Origin of the sequence: Halospeciosus flavus (assembly GCF_029814175.1) — an archaeon.
Taxonomy (GTDB): domain Archaea; phylum Halobacteriota; class Halobacteria; order Halobacteriales; family Halobacteriaceae; genus Halospeciosus; species Halospeciosus flavus.
Genome location: NZ_CP122313.1, coordinates 217960 through 233352, shown reverse-complemented (window position 1 = coordinate 233352; position 15393 = coordinate 217960). Strand labels below are relative to the sequence as shown.

General features: G+C 53.7%; 16 protein-coding genes and 2 pseudogenes. 8 read left to right on the top strand and 10 right to left on the bottom strand.

Annotated features, from left to right (window positions below; all coding sequences use genetic code 11):
* Positions 1-189 precede the first annotated feature (189 nt).
* Together P0Y33_RS18140 and P0Y33_RS18135 are read left to right on the top strand one after the other, a co-directional pair.
* On the top strand, positions 190-1068 hold the full coding sequence (locus P0Y33_RS18140; protein ID WP_279529652.1) for an IS4 family transposase: 879 nt from the start codon (positions 190-192) through the stop codon (positions 1066-1068).
* The gene (locus tag P0Y33_RS18135; protein ID WP_279530092.1) at positions 999-1493 is read left to right on the top strand and encodes a transposase; all 495 of its coding nucleotides are present in this window, start codon (positions 999-1001) and stop codon (positions 1491-1493) included. The genes P0Y33_RS18140 and P0Y33_RS18135 overlap by 70 nt, the downstream gene beginning before the upstream one ends.
* On the opposite strand, the gene P0Y33_RS18130 is transcribed toward P0Y33_RS18135, so the two are convergent.
* Genes P0Y33_RS18130 through P0Y33_RS18115 form a run of 4 tightly spaced genes read right to left on the bottom strand, consistent with a single transcriptional unit; the run spans position 1468 to position 7221 of the window.
* On the bottom strand, positions 1468-2082 hold the full coding sequence (locus tag P0Y33_RS18130) for a BAR domain-containing protein (protein WP_279530216.1): 615 nt from the start codon (positions 2080-2082) through the stop codon (positions 1468-1470). The genes P0Y33_RS18135 and P0Y33_RS18130 overlap by 26 nt on opposite strands.
* Before the next feature lie 2 nt (positions 2083-2084).
* Positions 2085-5456 (bottom strand): collagen binding domain-containing protein, encoded by a 3372-nt coding sequence (locus P0Y33_RS18125; protein WP_279530215.1) that lies wholly within the window; start codon positions 5454-5456, stop codon positions 2085-2087.
* Positions 5453-6313 carry a hypothetical protein gene (locus P0Y33_RS18120; RefSeq protein WP_279530214.1) on the bottom strand — a complete coding sequence of 287 codons (861 nt, stop codon included), beginning with the start codon at positions 6311-6313 and terminating at the stop codon, positions 5453-5455. Before P0Y33_RS18120 ends, P0Y33_RS18125 begins: the two co-directional genes overlap by 4 nt.
* Positions 6314-6315: 2 nt before the next feature.
* Positions 6316-7221, bottom strand: coding sequence for a hypothetical protein (locus P0Y33_RS18115; RefSeq protein WP_279530213.1), 906 nt, complete (start codon positions 7219-7221; stop codon positions 6316-6318).
* 269 nt (positions 7222-7490) lie between these two features.
* Between P0Y33_RS18115 and csa3 the strand changes: the two genes are divergently transcribed.
* Entirely contained in the window at positions 7491-8138 is a 648-nt protein-coding gene (gene csa3 / locus P0Y33_RS18110; protein WP_279530212.1) for a CRISPR-associated CARF protein Csa3, read from the top strand.
* 174 nt (positions 8139-8312) lie between these two features.
* Here the strand turns inward: csa3 and P0Y33_RS18105 are convergent, their stop codons facing one another.
* From P0Y33_RS18105 to P0Y33_RS18095, 3 genes are read right to left on the bottom strand one after another with little or no spacing between them, the layout of a single operon-like run.
* Positions 8313-8567, bottom strand: coding sequence for a hypothetical protein (locus P0Y33_RS18105; protein ID WP_279530211.1), 255 nt, complete (start codon positions 8565-8567; stop codon positions 8313-8315).
* Between the two features lie 32 nt (positions 8568-8599).
* Entirely contained in the window at positions 8600-8770 is a 171-nt protein-coding gene (locus tag P0Y33_RS18100; protein WP_279530210.1) for a hypothetical protein, read from the bottom strand.
* A 10-nt stretch (positions 8771-8780) separates the two neighbouring features.
* Complete coding sequence (locus P0Y33_RS18095; protein ID WP_279530355.1) at positions 8781-9446, bottom strand: IS6 family transposase; 666 nt, start codon at positions 9444-9446, stop codon at positions 8781-8783.
* 194 nt (positions 9447-9640) lie between these two features.
* Here P0Y33_RS18095 and P0Y33_RS18090 point away from each other — a divergent pair, with 194 nt between their 5' ends.
* The gene (locus P0Y33_RS18090; RefSeq protein ID WP_135823139.1) at positions 9641-9841 is read left to right on the top strand and encodes a ribbon-helix-helix protein, CopG family; all 201 of its coding nucleotides are present in this window, start codon (positions 9641-9643) and stop codon (positions 9839-9841) included.
* Positions 9842-10098: 257 nt separating this feature from the next.
* Here P0Y33_RS18090 and P0Y33_RS18085 read toward each other — a convergent pair whose 3' ends face one another.
* Together P0Y33_RS18085 and P0Y33_RS18080 are read right to left on the bottom strand one after the other, a co-directional pair.
* Positions 10099-11295, bottom strand: a complete 1197-nt coding sequence (locus tag P0Y33_RS18085; protein ID WP_279530209.1) for a restriction endonuclease — start codon at positions 11293-11295, stop codon at positions 10099-10101.
* A gap of 48 nt (positions 11296-11343) precedes the next feature.
* Positions 11344-11823, bottom strand: coding sequence for a hypothetical protein (locus tag P0Y33_RS18080; protein WP_279530208.1), 480 nt, complete (start codon positions 11821-11823; stop codon positions 11344-11346).
* A 353-nt stretch (positions 11824-12176) separates the two neighbouring features.
* Here P0Y33_RS18080 and P0Y33_RS18075 point away from each other — a divergent pair.
* The 4 genes and pseudogenes from P0Y33_RS18075 to P0Y33_RS18060 all read left to right on the top strand — a co-directional run.
* A pseudogene (locus tag P0Y33_RS18075) lies at positions 12177-12308 on the top strand (metallophosphoesterase family protein); the annotation flags it as partial.
* A gap of 98 nt (positions 12309-12406) precedes the next feature.
* Positions 12407-13267 (top strand): IS5 family transposase, encoded by an 861-nt coding sequence (locus P0Y33_RS18070; RefSeq protein ID WP_248898368.1) that lies wholly within the window; start codon positions 12407-12409, stop codon positions 13265-13267.
* Positions 13268-13308: 41 nt separating this feature from the next.
* Positions 13309-13830 (top strand): annotated as a pseudogene (locus P0Y33_RS18065) (metallophosphoesterase family protein); the annotation flags it as partial.
* Positions 13831-13954: 124 nt separating this feature from the next.
* The gene (locus P0Y33_RS18060) at positions 13955-14263 is read left to right on the top strand and encodes a hypothetical protein (protein ID WP_279530207.1); all 309 of its coding nucleotides are present in this window, start codon (positions 13955-13957) and stop codon (positions 14261-14263) included.
* A 3-nt stretch (positions 14264-14266) separates the two neighbouring features.
* On the opposite strand, the gene P0Y33_RS18055 is transcribed toward P0Y33_RS18060, so the two are convergent.
* The gene (locus P0Y33_RS18055; RefSeq protein WP_279530206.1) at positions 14267-14635 is read right to left on the bottom strand and encodes a hypothetical protein; all 369 of its coding nucleotides are present in this window, start codon (positions 14633-14635) and stop codon (positions 14267-14269) included.
* Positions 14636-15393 lie beyond the last annotated feature (758 nt).

Genomic DNA, 15393 nt, shown 5'->3' with positions numbered 1-15393 from the left:
CCTCTCCCTCACGACTGAGTTTCTTCAGATCCGTGATTGTCCCCTTGCTGAGGCCATGTCGTCGACGGAACCCCTCCCAGTCCGTATCGAGGTTGTCGAACGCCCATCCGTCTTTAGTTAGGAGACGAACCGCGTGACAGTGGCGGCTTATCGAGGCTACTTTTCGGAAGGAATGAGGAGGTGTCGAGTGTGCACAACGAAACCTCCTCATCACGGATTATGCGTCGGCTCACTACACTGTTTCCCTCCGAGTTCCTCGAAGAGCACGCCGAGGAACTCGGCGTGGTCGAACGCGACCGCAAGCTCCAGATTCCCGTCTTCGTCTGGGCATTCGTGTTCGGCTTCGCCGCAGGCGAACGCCGAACACTCGCAGGGTTTCGACGCAGCTACAACTCCACAGCTGACGAGCCGATCTCACCGGGTGGGTTCTATCAGCGGTTGACGCCGACGCTCGCGGAGTACTTCCGCGACCTCGTCGAGCACGGTCTCGACGAGGTCGCTGTTCCCGACACTGTTGACGTTGACATCGACCGATTCAGTGATGTAATGATCGCTGATGGAACGGTGTTGCGGTTACACGAGTTTCTCGCTGATCAGTTCGAAGCCCGCCACGAGGAGCAGGCTGGAGCGAAGCTCCACCTGCTCCACAATGCCACTGAACAGACGATTGAACGGATCGACGTTACCGACGAGAAAGCACACGACAGCACGCTGTTCAAGACAGGGTCGTGGCTTGAGAACCGCCTCGTATTGTTCGACCTCGCGTACTTCAAGTACCGACGGTTTGCGCGGATCGACGAGAACGGCGGCTCCTTCGTGAGCCGGCTGAAACAGAACGCGAATCCGGTGATTACGGATGAATTACGGGAATGGCGCGGCCGCGCCATTCCCTTGAGGGCAAGCAACTCCGTGATGTGCTCGACGATCTCGACCGGACGTACATCGATGTGGAAGTCGAAGTCGAGTTCAAGCGCGGGCCGTACAACGGGACGCGGTCGCTGGATACGAAGCGGTTCCGCGTCGTCGGCGTCCGCGACGAGGACGCCGACGACTACCATCTATACGTGACAAATCTGTCGCGAGAGGAGTTCTTTCCGGCGGATTTAGCGCAGATCTACCGGTGTCGGTGGGAAGTGGAGTTGCTGTTCCGTGAGTTGAAGACGCAGTACGACCTGGACGAGTTCGACACGAGCAACGAGCACGTGGTGAAGATCTTGCTGTACGCAGCGTTGCTGTCACTGCTTGTGAGCCGTGATCTGTTGGATCTGGTCACCGAGCAGGCGGATGATGAGCTCGTGTTTCCCCCGGAACGCTGGGCGGCGACCTTCCGGTCGCACGCCCAGCTCATCCTCCACGAACTCGGTGAGCACCTCGGTTATTCGCCACCGCCGCTGTTGGAGCGGCTGATCGAGGACGCACAGAAGATCCACAAGCAACGACCGATCTTACAAGAGACGCTCGCTACCGCTACACAACCGAGGTGTGAGTCTTAACTAAAGACGAATGGTCGAACGCCTTTTCGAGACCCTGCCACTGTGACTTCAGGTGCGAGACCGACCCGTCTGGGTCGAGTATTGAGTTGAGGAACGACCGAAACTGACTGATCGTTTTCATCGCATCCGGATCCTCACCAACAATCCGCTGAATACTCTCAGCGGTACTCGCGTCACCGAGCTTGTCGTTCTGGATCGCTTTGAGTCGATCATCGATGATCCGACGTGCATCATTCACCGACTCGCGCGCATCTCGAACATCCTCAACGTGACTTGCCAGTGAGCGGTCACTACCGTCGATGACATCAAGGATGTTGTCTTGAGTGACCTCAGTAAGCGATTGTACTTCATCGCGGGCACTCACTGCTTCCGACGGGAGTGACTGATCGAAGACCTCAGTGAGGATGCCAGCCTGACGCTCAAAATCACTGAGAGAGCGGTTGAGTTTGCGAAGTACTGTGTTTAATTGCTTCAGATCCTCCGCAGATTGGTCGACCTTGGCCTCCGTATTTGTGCGTCGATCGTATTCGTCGGCTTTCTGCTCGAGGCTATCAATCTTCGACTTGAGTGACGTTGTCTGTATTGCCATGATTACTGCCCTCCAAGCGTCGTTTCGATCTTACTTCGTCGCTGTTCGTACGTTTCGAACTCTGGGAGGTCTCTGACGCGATTGCGGAAGCCGACGTCGTCAGGGAGTTGAACGTCTTCAGCTTCCTCAATCATCTCCGCAATCGCTTCGTAGACGTCCCACTCCGATTCGGATGAATAACTCTCTTCGAAGTCGTGGAGTGTCGCGATGAGTTTGTGGCCTTGTTTCTCGGAGAGGTCCTCGAAGGTCCGCATCCGCTGACGGAACCTCCCTAGATCGATATCCGAACCATCAGCCACCTCTTCGCATGCGTCTTCCCACCGTTCGAATTTACTCGCACCTAGCTCATCGAGGACATCGTGCAGTCGCGTGAGTGTATCGTGGAGGTCCTCTTGGTCGTGATCTTGGTCGTAGTAGGTTGTGACCTTCTCGATGGTTTCGGTGATATGAGCGGCGTTCTGGTCGGCTGAGACGTTGTCGAGCGTCGTCGCGTAGTCTTTTACGCGATCGAACAACTCGTCAACACTGTAACCTGTCGTTCGGGTCGTGCTGATCTGGTAGGCGCTAGATAGATCGGCAGTATCGATCTGCATCGCCTGGAGCAGGTAGTGCTCCAAGTTCTCCGAGACACTTTCTACAGCCTCTGAAAGCCGCTGGTGATCGACAACGTTCGACTTGAGGAGGAACAGACCTCGAGAGAGGTTGTACGGAGCATCTCGGAACTTGAGAAGGGCCGTTGTAGCGTCTTGAAGGTCGGTCGGCTGCTCAGAGTTGCGCCCAGGAACGTAGACCTGGTCATCATTTATCTCAGATGGCTGCTCGAACATCATGTCCGCCTCAACTTCATTGCGTCCGGTTGTCGCGTTGAGAATGAGGAACTGTGCGAGGACGACGAACTCCTCAAGCGACAGTGGGTCAATACACGTTTCCAGTTCGGCGCGCATCTTCGTCCGGAACTCCGCAACCTGCTTGTCAGTCCATCCACGGAGCAGGTCGTAGTTGAGGTCGTACTTGTCTTCCTGGGGGAATTCTCCAGACTCGCTAATCCCATACCAGAAGAGTGGTTCGTAGATGTCGTCGTGCTCGGCGCCGAAGTCAAGGTCGAAGCTCAGACCCTTGCGCTCGTCGGCACCAACGATGGAGACAGGGATGTCGGAACCGCGTGTGTAGTAGATACCATGGACGCCGTCATTTTGTGCGTTGAGGTTGCCGAGAAGTGTTGGGTCGTGCCATTCTTCAAGAACCCCCGCAGCGCCCTCACGGAGGACGTTCGAGCTATCGTAGGTATCGCCAACTTTGATCCAGTCACGGTACTGGAGAAGATACTCTTTGACCGTCGTCGCGTCAAGATCAGTATCCACGGGAATGTGAATATCAGGGCTCTCGACTGTCACTGACACCTCATCTTCTGCGTCCTCATAAGTCCCCCTAACCACCATCTCGTCGACATCTGGGGCGTTAAATCGGAGCTTTCCGTTGTTCCGTGTCTCGCCGAGTTCGTTCCCATCCCGAAGGATAGTCACTCCATCCTGTTGCTCGCCGTTCACGCGTGCGGTGACCGTGACTTCTTCACTCACGGTCGGCTCTTTTGGGGTCACGGTGAGCGAAACCGTTGGTTCGGGTCTAATTCCGATTACTTCTACAATTGTTGTGTCCGTTGTTCCCTCTTTCTCAGCCTCAAACGTCACTTTCCTCTCTTCGCTGGGGAGTTTGACTGATGCTGTACCATCCTCGTTTGTTGTCGCAACTACATTCCCATCTTGTCGAATGGTGACATCATCTTCTCCGTGGCCGTTGAGCGTCGTTCGTAGTGTGATGTACTCCTCAGGCTGGAAGTCCCCGTCACTTACGCTGAGATCAAGTGTCGGGGCAGGGACGTCAGCTTGGAAGTACGCCCAGTCGTCGTCGACATCAACATCCGTGAGTGGGACATCAAATGTCTCGAGGATCTGACGATGGACACGGAGGCGGCGATCCGTCGTGGCGCTTCCATACCATTTACCGATTCGTTGGAGATCTTCCGAATAGCTGAGATCGACCGAGGAGGGGAACGGTTCAACGTATGGATTGTCCTCGATCGCATCGAACGGCGGGACGGTGGAACTCAGACATTCGCGGATGATCCGCATTAGGAGAAGGCGGGGTGTGCGGCGCTTATTCCCGTCCTGAATGAGGTGATTGTACGCCTCTTCGATGAATGTCTCGTTGAACGGGTACAAGCCGTCGAATGCGTCAAGCACATCTTCGGGGAGTGACTCGTCAGTAGTCGAATTCTCGATGATGGTCGACATGTACTTCCGGGCAAGCTCGATCGTGATATCGTCATCGAGGAAATATGCCCGACCTTCCTCGTCTGTCGTGCTGAGGTAGCCTTCCGCACGATCCTCCATGTACGTACTGATCCCTTGACTCGTACCGAGCGCGCGGGAGAGGTCATCCTTCTCCCAGCCGGACGTCCATCCGAGGACGACGTCGTAGTGGCCACTGTCGAGTTGGAAGATATGGTCGAGAAGTTGCTCCTTGAGGACAGTGAATGTCGTGAGGTCCTCACAGATGAGGACGGGCCGGAGCCCTCGTTGTTTGTACTCTTCGGAGAGTTCCTCGAGTTTTCCTTGGAAGTCTTCGACACCGAGGTTTTGTGAGAGAATCTTGTGGACTTGGCTCTGCAGCGCCGGGAACAGCGTATCGGCGCCCTGCACAGAACCGAAGGCAGCCATCGAGAGATCCGTGTAGTCCTTTTTTGTAATCAGGTCGGACATCCGCTTTTCGCCCTCACTTGTCGCCGATTCCTGATACTGGTCGATATTTTGCTCAAGGATTGACCGAAGATCAGGAGCGTTCGAGCGGTCTGCAGTGAGATTCTCAATCTCGCTCTCGCTGAATTGCTCCATACCTGCCCCGAACGCCTCCAGTGTGGTGATGATGGCATTCGCGACCTTCTCTGGATCAAGATCGGAGACGTTGCTCACCGTGACATCGGTGTCGATCGGCCCGGAGATGATATCGAGAATATCACCGATTCCCGTCTTACTTCGAGAGACGTGCAGAGCAATATGGGACTCATCGCCTTCATCGGGTTCGGCGCCAATCTGATATTCAAGCCACTGACAGAGCTGGCTCTTCCCACTCCCCGTTTCTCCCCGGAGAATGAAAATGCGGTTGTCGTCATCGACGTTAGACTTGAGAATTGCGTCGCGGAACTCCTCTTGAGTGACGAACTCGTCGCTTCCATCGTGGGGGAAGAGGTAGTCCGATCGAATCTTGTCGATGTCGATGTGGGTTTCTAGGAACTGTTCGCGTGACTTCTGGTGGGCTTCCGGTGTCAGGTAGTCGCGAACGACGCTGTCGTCCCAGAGCTTTGGCATCGAACTCATTGCGTGATCACCTGGTTGTACTGCGTGAGCGGGTACTGGTAGGCGGGCGTGTTAGGCATCGATTCAAGGTCATAGACGTTAGCCGATCGTGAAGTTTGATGATGCACGGATTCAGGTAGTGTAACTTCGTTTTTTGCGTCCGACATTCCCCGGAATTCGAGAACGTCTTTGGACTCCATGTTCTGGAGGACGTCCGAGATTGCAGGATGTACCCTCGGTGAACCGGTTGTCGTCTCGAAGACATCGAAGAAGTTTGTCTCGATCCACTCAAGAGCGTTAAATAGGTCGTTCGTGTCCTCCTGTTGCTGATGGAGGTCAAGAAGATCGTAGAGGAGGCGGCGACACGGGCTTAGAATCACGCCACGAGATTCGGTCTGGGAGACCAGCCCGAGTTGTGTGGTAAGTGCGCGCCACATCCGAAGTTTCGTTTCATTCCATTTGAAGCCGTATTCGTCGAGATCTCCCTTTACCTGAGGTAGAAGCGTGTCGAGCGTGAGTGAATGTTCGGTGGTTTCGAGTGCGACGTTTTGAATTCGCGTGAGATGGTCGTACGGAGGTTGCTGTTGGCGGAGGTGATGGAGCAGTCGCGCCTCGAACGATAGGTCGGGGAAGACATCTCGATTCAGGGGTGAGACGACGCGGTCGTCGTTGCGGTCGAGGAAATCGAGTGCATGGAGGAAGTCGATGCAGTCACGGACGTTTTCATCTTTTTCGTGGGCGAAGTCCGAGATAATATTCTGCACCGGGCGGTCGCTGACGAGCGAACCATGAATGGCTTTCAGCTCGGCCGCACGAACGGTATTGTAGTTGATTAGTGTTCGGTCAGGTTTGTTTGAGGCGTACTGGTAGTCGGCCATGATTAGCGTAGGTTGGGGTTGGTCTGCTGGTAGTCTTCGAGCTGTGCTTTCTCGAAGTCACATCGGCGGAGTGCATCGAGCATCTGATTTGCAATTTTCTGTGTTTCGCCGCGTTCAGTCCATGACCGGAGGGCGTCACGGATTCGCTCCGAATAGTCGTTGAGGACGTTTTCGAGGTCGTGTTCGATGAAATAGTAGAGTGACTCCCAGACGGGACTGCCGGTAGGGGCGCGCGTGTAGTCATAGATACTCTCGAGGCTGTCAGCGGGTGCGTCGTGGTGCTTGTGGTATTCGGACGCGCGGTGATAGTGGAGGTTCCGCGTCGTCGACGCTGGAAGCGCGGAGTCGACGTAGTCCTCAAGATATCGATTCGAGAGGGTTTCGTAGTCTTTTACAGCGACATCGTAGTCATCCACGACCGACCGGCCCGGTTTCGGCATGTATGTCGGGAGACGCGGTGACGTCGTATCGGTGACGAGGATGTAGCGCTCTTGTTCTTCGACAGAGCGTTCGAGAAGTTCGTGGACGAGGTTTTCCTCACCGTATTCTTGGAGTCCCTGTTGAGTTGTGATGTGGACGAGAGGGAACTCAACGCTATCCGCGGCAGCCGAGATGTCCTGTGAGGAGTGATGGGTGTAGTCGATGAGTTTGAAGTCATTATCGTAGACATCTGCGTGAATGACGGTGTTGACGCCAAGTTCATCGAAGAAGGGGATGCTTCGGAGTTGTGCCCGTGCGTGTTGGGCGCGTTTCTGAAGTTGGGGATCGCGGATGATGACCGTTGGTGCGGTCGTCTGGAGGATGTCCTCAATTGGGGGCGTATTGGCCATGTGTTCGCCTTGTGAAGGGTCTGTCATAACTTCACAGTTAGTATTATCGTTCGCTTCTCTGTGTTGCGATTTAGTCACCGTTTAATTCCTCGTTTCGAGATGGCGGTTTGTGAGAGCACGTAGCATACTCCCCGTATTAGCACTGTCGGATTGGTTATTATTGTTGCAGGACTAAACAGACGACGCCTCTCAATCCCACAAATTCCGGGCTAGAATCGAGTGGAATCTAATTGTTAGATGTGCGACTAAGGCATTATCCAAACAGTCGCCGAGCAACAAACCACCAGTCCCGAACTGTTTCGCTGACACGCAACAGTAATGTATGGCGCGCAGGGCAAACCAACATAATGCGAACATATATCGCGCCACTCGGATACGATAGCGCCCGCGTAACACGCCCAATCCTCAGCCAAGGCATCGAGCGCGAAACCCATATTGAACTCCTCGTCCCGACCTCAAGTACAGACGATAATCGGAGTGAACAGGCTATTGGCGACGTTCGCCGAATGGTCGAACAAGTCGAACCGGAAATCGACCTTCAGAAAACAGCAGTTCCGCATGACGACTTCGAAACCGCAATCGGGCTCTGTGGATCGCTCATCGACGAAGCGGATGGAGAAGTCGTCGTCATCTTTGGCGGTGGCGCCCGTGATATCTTCCTACCCCTTACCGTCGCTGCTCTCTCACGGACAGACCAGATCCACTCCAGCTACCAATTCAGTGATATCGATGGTGAAGTCCGGGAACGAACCCTGCCCGACCTTACCGCAAACGCACCCGCCCAAGCCCAATCGACTCTCGAGACTATCAGCAAACTCGACACCCCAGTCTCACTAACGACCATCACCGACGCCGCCAACGTCTCAAAGAGCACCATCACCCGACACGTGAAACTTCTCGAACGACAGGGCCTCGTCACATCCGAAACACACGGAAAAACGAAGGTTGTCGAGTTAACCACAACAGGAAAACTCCTCATCTCTCGACAAAAATAGCGTAAGCGAGCGCACACAAAGATACGCCCTTCAAACCGGAAAGGTTCTCAATACTATCAACTCAGGCTCTGTTGCAATCCTCAGCCGCAAACAAATTCTTGTTACGCCGATGAATCCGGCTAATACCGACTGATATTCCTTCCGCGTAACAGCGGAAGAGCCCGGAAAATAGATTCACCGAGGCCGTTCAACGGCGATTAATTCAATACGCATCGCTTGATCAACCTCGTATTGGATATTATTCTGCTTCCGGAATTCCTGTTTCTGCTGTTCAAGGAACTCTTCTTGTTGCTGTTCGGACATCGGCACCCACTCTGCTTCAGTGGGCTCTCCGTCCCGGATTGCATCTTCGATCGCTGCCTCAACTGTGAAGAAAACAGGCTCAATTCCGGAGGCATAATACCCCGGAACCACATGCGGCAAGTCCACGATAACCGCGTCTATCTCAATTGGTTCGACCCTTACAACTCCACCTGGTTGATCGGTAGTGCTCCTTCGAAGAAGATACAATCGGTAGCGTCAGCATGGGCGGCCAAGGACTTTGCCACGTTTTCGTTTTCCGGGAGGTATCCCTCTATTGTCTCCCCGGAGTGAAGCGGTGCGAGTTCTTCGTACTCGGTGATGTTGGTCAAGAGGCACTGTCTAGTTCTGGGGTTCCTCGATCGGCGTTTTTCCATCGAGAGCTTGATGCGGTCTTTGTCGGTTGTAGTAATGCATGAACTTTTCAAGCCACTCGCGGACGCTTGACCGACTGCCCACCCACGGAGTATGGAAGCGGTCGAGCCGTATTTTGAGCGTGTGAAACCACGTTTCGATCAGGTTTCGATCGGGATAGTTGACCCGACCGCTCAATCCGAATCGAGAAAGGGCAGTCCGATAGCCGAATTGATCGACGAGAAACTCGGCCTCTGAGAGATCATGTTTCTCGCGGAGTTTCTGCAGAAACGCAGCCGCTAGATCGGTGCCATGCCGCCCAAACAACGCGACATCGAGAATCAACTTTGTGTCGATGTCTATTGCAGCATACAGCCAAGACCACTCGCCATTAATCTTGACAGCAGTCTCGTCAACGGCGACCCGCTTCGGCTGCGCCTCAGGCGGGTCGCAGTCGCTGTCAGATAACCGATGGACCCAGTTCCAAACCGCTCCATGAGAGCGTTTCACGCCTAATTCTGCTAAGATTGTTGTTGTTTCTCGAAGCGAACAACCGGTCTGGTGGAGGCGGACGGCGAACGCCCTAACGGGCGTTGCCGTCCGTTCGTTCTCCCAAAATTCTTCTAAACCCGGGTCATAGCTCTCGCTGAGCAGGTCTGCGAGCGTCTAACCACTTCACTCAACGACCTGCTCACTTCTCAAACTAACTCAACTAGACAGTGCCAACAAACACTATCCATTATCAACGAGAGGGTGTCATAGAAGAGGTCTCATGATTTGCTGAATCAGCTGTAACGAATTAGAAGCGCCGTACACTTGGTGCACGCTGTTCTTAGCTTGTTGTAGCTATGGCGAAAGAGAAGTTTGGAGTCGCTGTTGACGAGGAGATCGTGCGAGAAGTGGATGAACTGGTCGCTGAGTGTGACGATCTCGGAGTCAGCCGCTCCGAGATCGTCGAAGCCATCCTCACAGCATTCGTTCAATCCGAGACGAACCACGTTGAACGGGTGCGAGAAATCATTATTCGGAAACGAAAGGGCACACTCTAACCGGTTCTAAACGTTGTGCACCTAGTGCACGCGTATCTAAGCAAGTAACCTGCTATAATAGTACTCAAACTGACCATAGTATGTGAAGAGTTCTATGACACGCTCCTGGTTGGTAGACAGTTTGCAATTTTACGCGAGTTTCTGGATCCAGACCTCCCGTTCCATCTGAATTAGAGTTATCCTCAGAATCGTCGTCAGCCATTATCCCATGTTTGATACTAATCGTACTTGACTTCTTGCCCCATCACACACCGATCTCATAGATCACCTTCCTCGAGCAACATCTCCTGACGGACACGAACTGAACTACTGTCCCATTTTCCATCTTCGATGTTCGGTGTGCCGTTCTCGTGACCGAATTGCCGCCAGACTTCCGAGAGAAGGGGTTCGAGGTTCTCGATATTCTCATCACTCCCGATCTGCACGGGGTAGAGTTCTGTTGTATAGAAGTCTGTATCCAACATGTGCATGCCACCTCTCGGGAGTCCTCGACGGGCCTGCTCCGTTTCGAGCTTCACATCCTTTGCATCAAGGAACGTCAGTGATGCGAACGCAGTCCCCGAGAATCCCATCTCGGATAAATTATTGAGTGTTCGATTCGCAGTAATTACAACGGAAGGGTCAATTCCAACACCACTCGATGCCACACCACCTCGAATCCACAAATCATCTCGGCCACCCGGCATGATAGCAGAAGTGGTGACCGATTCGTAGAGACCATCGTTTCGAAGAACGCCATACCCCGACTGTTCGTCGAGAGTGCCATCCTGACCATACGTGATTTTGTACTTCCCTCGTGTTTCCGGATGGCCACTGACTAAGTCGAAGAATACAGATGGAGTGGGGATATCGTCTGCAGATCGGACTTTATGCTTCGAGAATATTCCGTTCGGGATGATATGGAATACTACAGTAGGCCCATCGGCAAGATCTTCAGCATACCCGCTTCGGCTCTCAATCTTTGTCAGTCGTTCGTCCCGAAGATCTTCTATTTTGGCGAGATGGTCGTGGTCGCGTTGGAGATCGATATCAAGAAATTCCTCAGCCAGATCCGGTTCGTTCTGACGTAGCTCGCCGAGGATGTTCTTCCGATGAATAATCTTCAATCGCCATCCGTACTCCTCCTCAATCTCGTCTTCCATCGCTAACTCTTGTGCTCCTTGGATATCTTGGTTCGTCACGAACACAAGGAGGTCGTAGTCCTTTCCGCGAGTCTCCTCTAGCGATTTGACTTTCTCCGCATCTGCCCGCAGCTTTCGCTTCCACCGGCCCTGGGTACTTGCGTGGACAATACCCTCGTTACTCCCAATCTCTAAACGGGCATCCCACCCACCATCTGCACCCGATCCACCACTCTCGTGGACATCATATCCATCAGCTCGGAGGAACGCCATCGCGAAGTCCTCAAAGGACGCTCCATCGATATTCTCAAGGGCAAATTCCAGCTCGTCCATTCTTACCCATAATCTAGAATCCCTCTCATAAAATACTACACTTGAGTACTACAGACTCAGTTCGTTCTCAATTGCACCCTTGTTCTCACGAAGGAATGTGGCGACTGTGTCTGAGTACGTGTTCGGATACTTCTCCTTGTGTTCCTCAAGTAGTTCACCCAGGGATTTCCCAGAGTTACGCTCCTCAGACAGGTAGTCGAGATGGTGGTGGAGATACCACGCTGCGACGTACTCCTCACCTTTCTGCTTCAGGTGACCATGCTCGATCTCGGCCGCCATATCAGCGTCCGTTGTCTTCTGTCTGGAGGAGTCGTGGTCCATGGTGCTGTCGGCAATCACCATGTGTAGGGCACTGTTCCCCTTCTTCGCTCCCCGATCCTGTTGGATGCCCCTTGCACGGTCCTTTACTGCACTCACGTAGTCATCCGGGAGCTCGCCTATGTCGTCGATAATTCGATTCACGTACTGGGCCGCCTCTTCCGAGATGCCCATCTTTTGCGCCCACTCGTTGTGTGTCTCCCAGTCCATACCCGAACATCATAGCCACTTCACAAGAGTGTACGCCCAGTAACCGAGTTAGCAATACAATCGGTAAGAAGAGAGCGTCTGTAGATGTCTCACGGCCTGCTTGGGATTCGGATTCTCTAGGGGCTATACGTAGCCGACGTCGATAGACTTCTCACACTCATCTATTATAACCCACAACAGAAGGGCAATCGTTTAACTGCGACACCGGGGTAATCTCAGGTATGAAGTGTCACGTATGCGACGAAGAGATAGACACCTTCGGCAGCAAGACACCGACCGAGGCTGTAGTTGACCACTTCGAGTCGAAGCACTGGGAGTAGACACTAAGACGTCGTCCGCCGTACTCCAAACCAGTGAAGATTGGCCTTATCTCAGATATCCACGCTAACCTGCCTGCATTAGAGGCTGTTCTGGTCGATATGCCACCTGTAGACGAGGTCGTGTGTGCAGGCGATGTTGTTGGGTACAATCCGATGCCAAGTGCCTGGGCCTTGTTTAGACGGGGAGACTCGGTCAGTCTGGAGGCTGTATTACTAGTATCGCTTTGCTAGTAGCTTCGGAGAAGTACCAAATCTACTAGGAACTGAAGCGGGACGGATTGGGTGTGCAAACCAAGACCTCCCGCTTCGCAAAGACGGTTGTATCGCTCGCCAAAAAAGCCGTCGCTGGCGAGCCAGCTCCGGCATACCGACCCGGAAAAGACGGGTATGCCGACTGGGTGATTCTCGCTGTTCAGGCCTTCAAAGAGTACCTCAATCACGATTACCGGAAACTAATGGACGTTCTGCGAGAAATGCCGAGAGTTGCAGAAACACTCGATTTGACGGTTGAGACGCTTCCTCACTTCTCCACGATCTGTGCGCGGAAGCAGGAGATCCCGATGAAGCGGTGGCGAGCGATTCTCGACGCGTCGGCTGAACTGTACGAACTCGGAGATATCCAAGCAATCGACGCAACCGGCGTGGATCGTGTCCAAGCTAGCCAGCACTACGCGAAACGGACAGACTACACGTTTGAGGCGGTGAAGACCACGCTGCTCATCGATTGCGAAACAAGTGCGATCCTAGATATACACTGTTCGACGAAACAACCGCACGATACACAGGTCGGCTGGCAAGTGCTGGTGCGGAATCTCGACGACTTGACGGCTGTGGCGGCCGATAAGGGATACGACTGGGAAGCGCTTCGGACGAAATTACGGTCTGAAAATATCACACCGCTGATTCCGCAGCGCGGCCCCGGTTTTCGGGGATGGGCGAGGAATTTACTCATTCACGATCGGGGCTATAATCAGCGCTCAAACGCTGAATCAGTGTTTTTCGGATTGCGCCAGCGATACGATGAGACGCTGTGGGCGAGAACGTGGTTTGGTCAGTTCCGAGAACTTGTCATGAAATCAGCGGTGCGAAACATCGAACGCGTAATCGAGGGGTCAACCCGCTGAGTTCGGGCGTCTAAACAACGCCAAGTGCCTGTGTTGAGCGAGTACAGGAGGTCGCGTCCGTTACTGTCCAGGGAAACCACGATAGGGCAGTCGAGAACCCGGATAGATATCGGGCGAACCAGATGGCGTATGCGGGACTCGAGTACGCTCAGAACGAGCTCACGGACTCTCAACGGCAGTGGCTACAGGACCTCCCACCAACAGAGACCTTCGGGGGTGGAGACTACCTGCTAGTGCATTCCCACCCGAGTACTCGTGGAGAGTACGTCTACCCAGAACAATTTGAGCAGCTCCGAATTTTCCTCGATGACTATCGGGGTCTCGTTCTTGGTCACACCCACATTCAACACAAAACGACCGTCGACGATCGGCTCATCGTCAATCCAGGTAGTGTGGGACAGCCTCGAGATGGCGACCCACATGCTGCGTATGCAGTTCTAGATACTGAGACCAACGACGTCGAGCTCCATCGGACACACTACAATATCGACCGAGTCCACCACGAAATTGTAGTTGGGGGTCTGCCTTCCGAGACAGGCGAGCGTCTGTTCGATGGGGAGTAACCGACTACCACGCTGTTAGCCTTGTTTAGAAGGGTTATGATCTCCTGAAACGCAGTATTCTGACCCTATATCCATTCTACCGCCAGTTTTATCTGTACTTACAGAATCTATGACAAGTGAAACGATGCCAAACAAGAACCACAACCTTGAATCGAGGTTTGACGGCCCAATAGACGCAGATATAATCGATACAGAAACGAGTGTAGTTGGCGACAGTGGGTATGCTGGCGTAGAAAGCAAATATGGTGGCCACCTTGTTGCATGGGCACCCTTCGAGGATGGTGGCCAGATTAAGACGACATCGTACAACCAGAACGAGAAAAAGCGCACTCAGTCCTTCGTCCAACAGGATGGTGGAATCAACATCGGGACCGAGGAATGGGTGGGAGAGCGACTCATAATCCTCATTCTAGACAAGAAGCTGGAAGAGTAGGGTTCAGGCCCCGTGCTTCTCCCGAAACTCCCAGATATCGTCGCAGTCAAACTCATCGAGCCGCGTAATGTAGCCGCCGAACTTGTACCGACGCCAGCACTTGTATCCATCAATAAACACGGGATTCTCACCATCGTCTGAAGAAACATTCACGGACTCCGGATCGTCACTCTCGGCTTTCAACTTCTCTCGATATGCAGCTCCGTGCTTTGGCTCCTCACCGTCCTCATTCACTGCTCGACGCTCGCACTCCTTGCAGACGACGTTCACGTAGTTAGCCGTAAGCGGCAGTGCAATCCCGTACAGCGGCTTGTTGCAGATGGCACAGACCTCTTGCTCTTCACCTTGGGGGTAACGGGCGTTCTCGTTCATAGTAGCGTCAGGGCGCTCTCAGAACCTTCTACAAATCCGAGGGTCGTGTAGGTTTCCCCCGCGAGATAAGTCGGTTCAACCCGTAGTAATGAGTACCGTTGCCTGGCCAAAGGTAAGGGTCCATTCGGCCCGAGGAGGGAGGCCACTTTGTGCCACCCTCTCAACTATACTCTCGAATAGTACAAACTGCACGCTATCTTGCGAATACAACTGCAATCCCGGCAATAAAGATAAGGGGGGAGACGGCGTAGGGTTAGGTAAGTACGAAGCTCGGACCTGCCTTTGGCCAGGCAACGGCTCGAGTCCCCGAGGCGAATCCTATGGAGGGTTCCCCGGTGGTAGGACCTCGGTTGGTTCCAATCCAGTATCCGACGTCTTCACGTCTCGCAGGACATCCAGTTCCGTTTCCCCGAATGCTAGATTCGGGGAAACACAATAGGATACAGCCGCTGCGAGCGAAGTCGGGGTAACTCCGAACTGGGAGCGATAATCGGGAGTAAACCATTCCACAGTAGGAGCCAAGATTCTAACGGCAGGGTGCGAACCCCAGCGTTGCCCCGAACGTGCGACAAGACGACGTTGGATGCACGGTACGGCACGGGTCATTTTCGGACCAGTACTCGAAAGGGCACTGGGAAATTTCAAGGGGAGATAAACTCTCCTTGGGGAGCCTCTGTCTCGTCCTCGCGCTCAACCAGACCAAGACCAAGCGCGACTCGGACGTCAACCCCGTGCCTGCGTGCCAAGGGAAGGTGCCT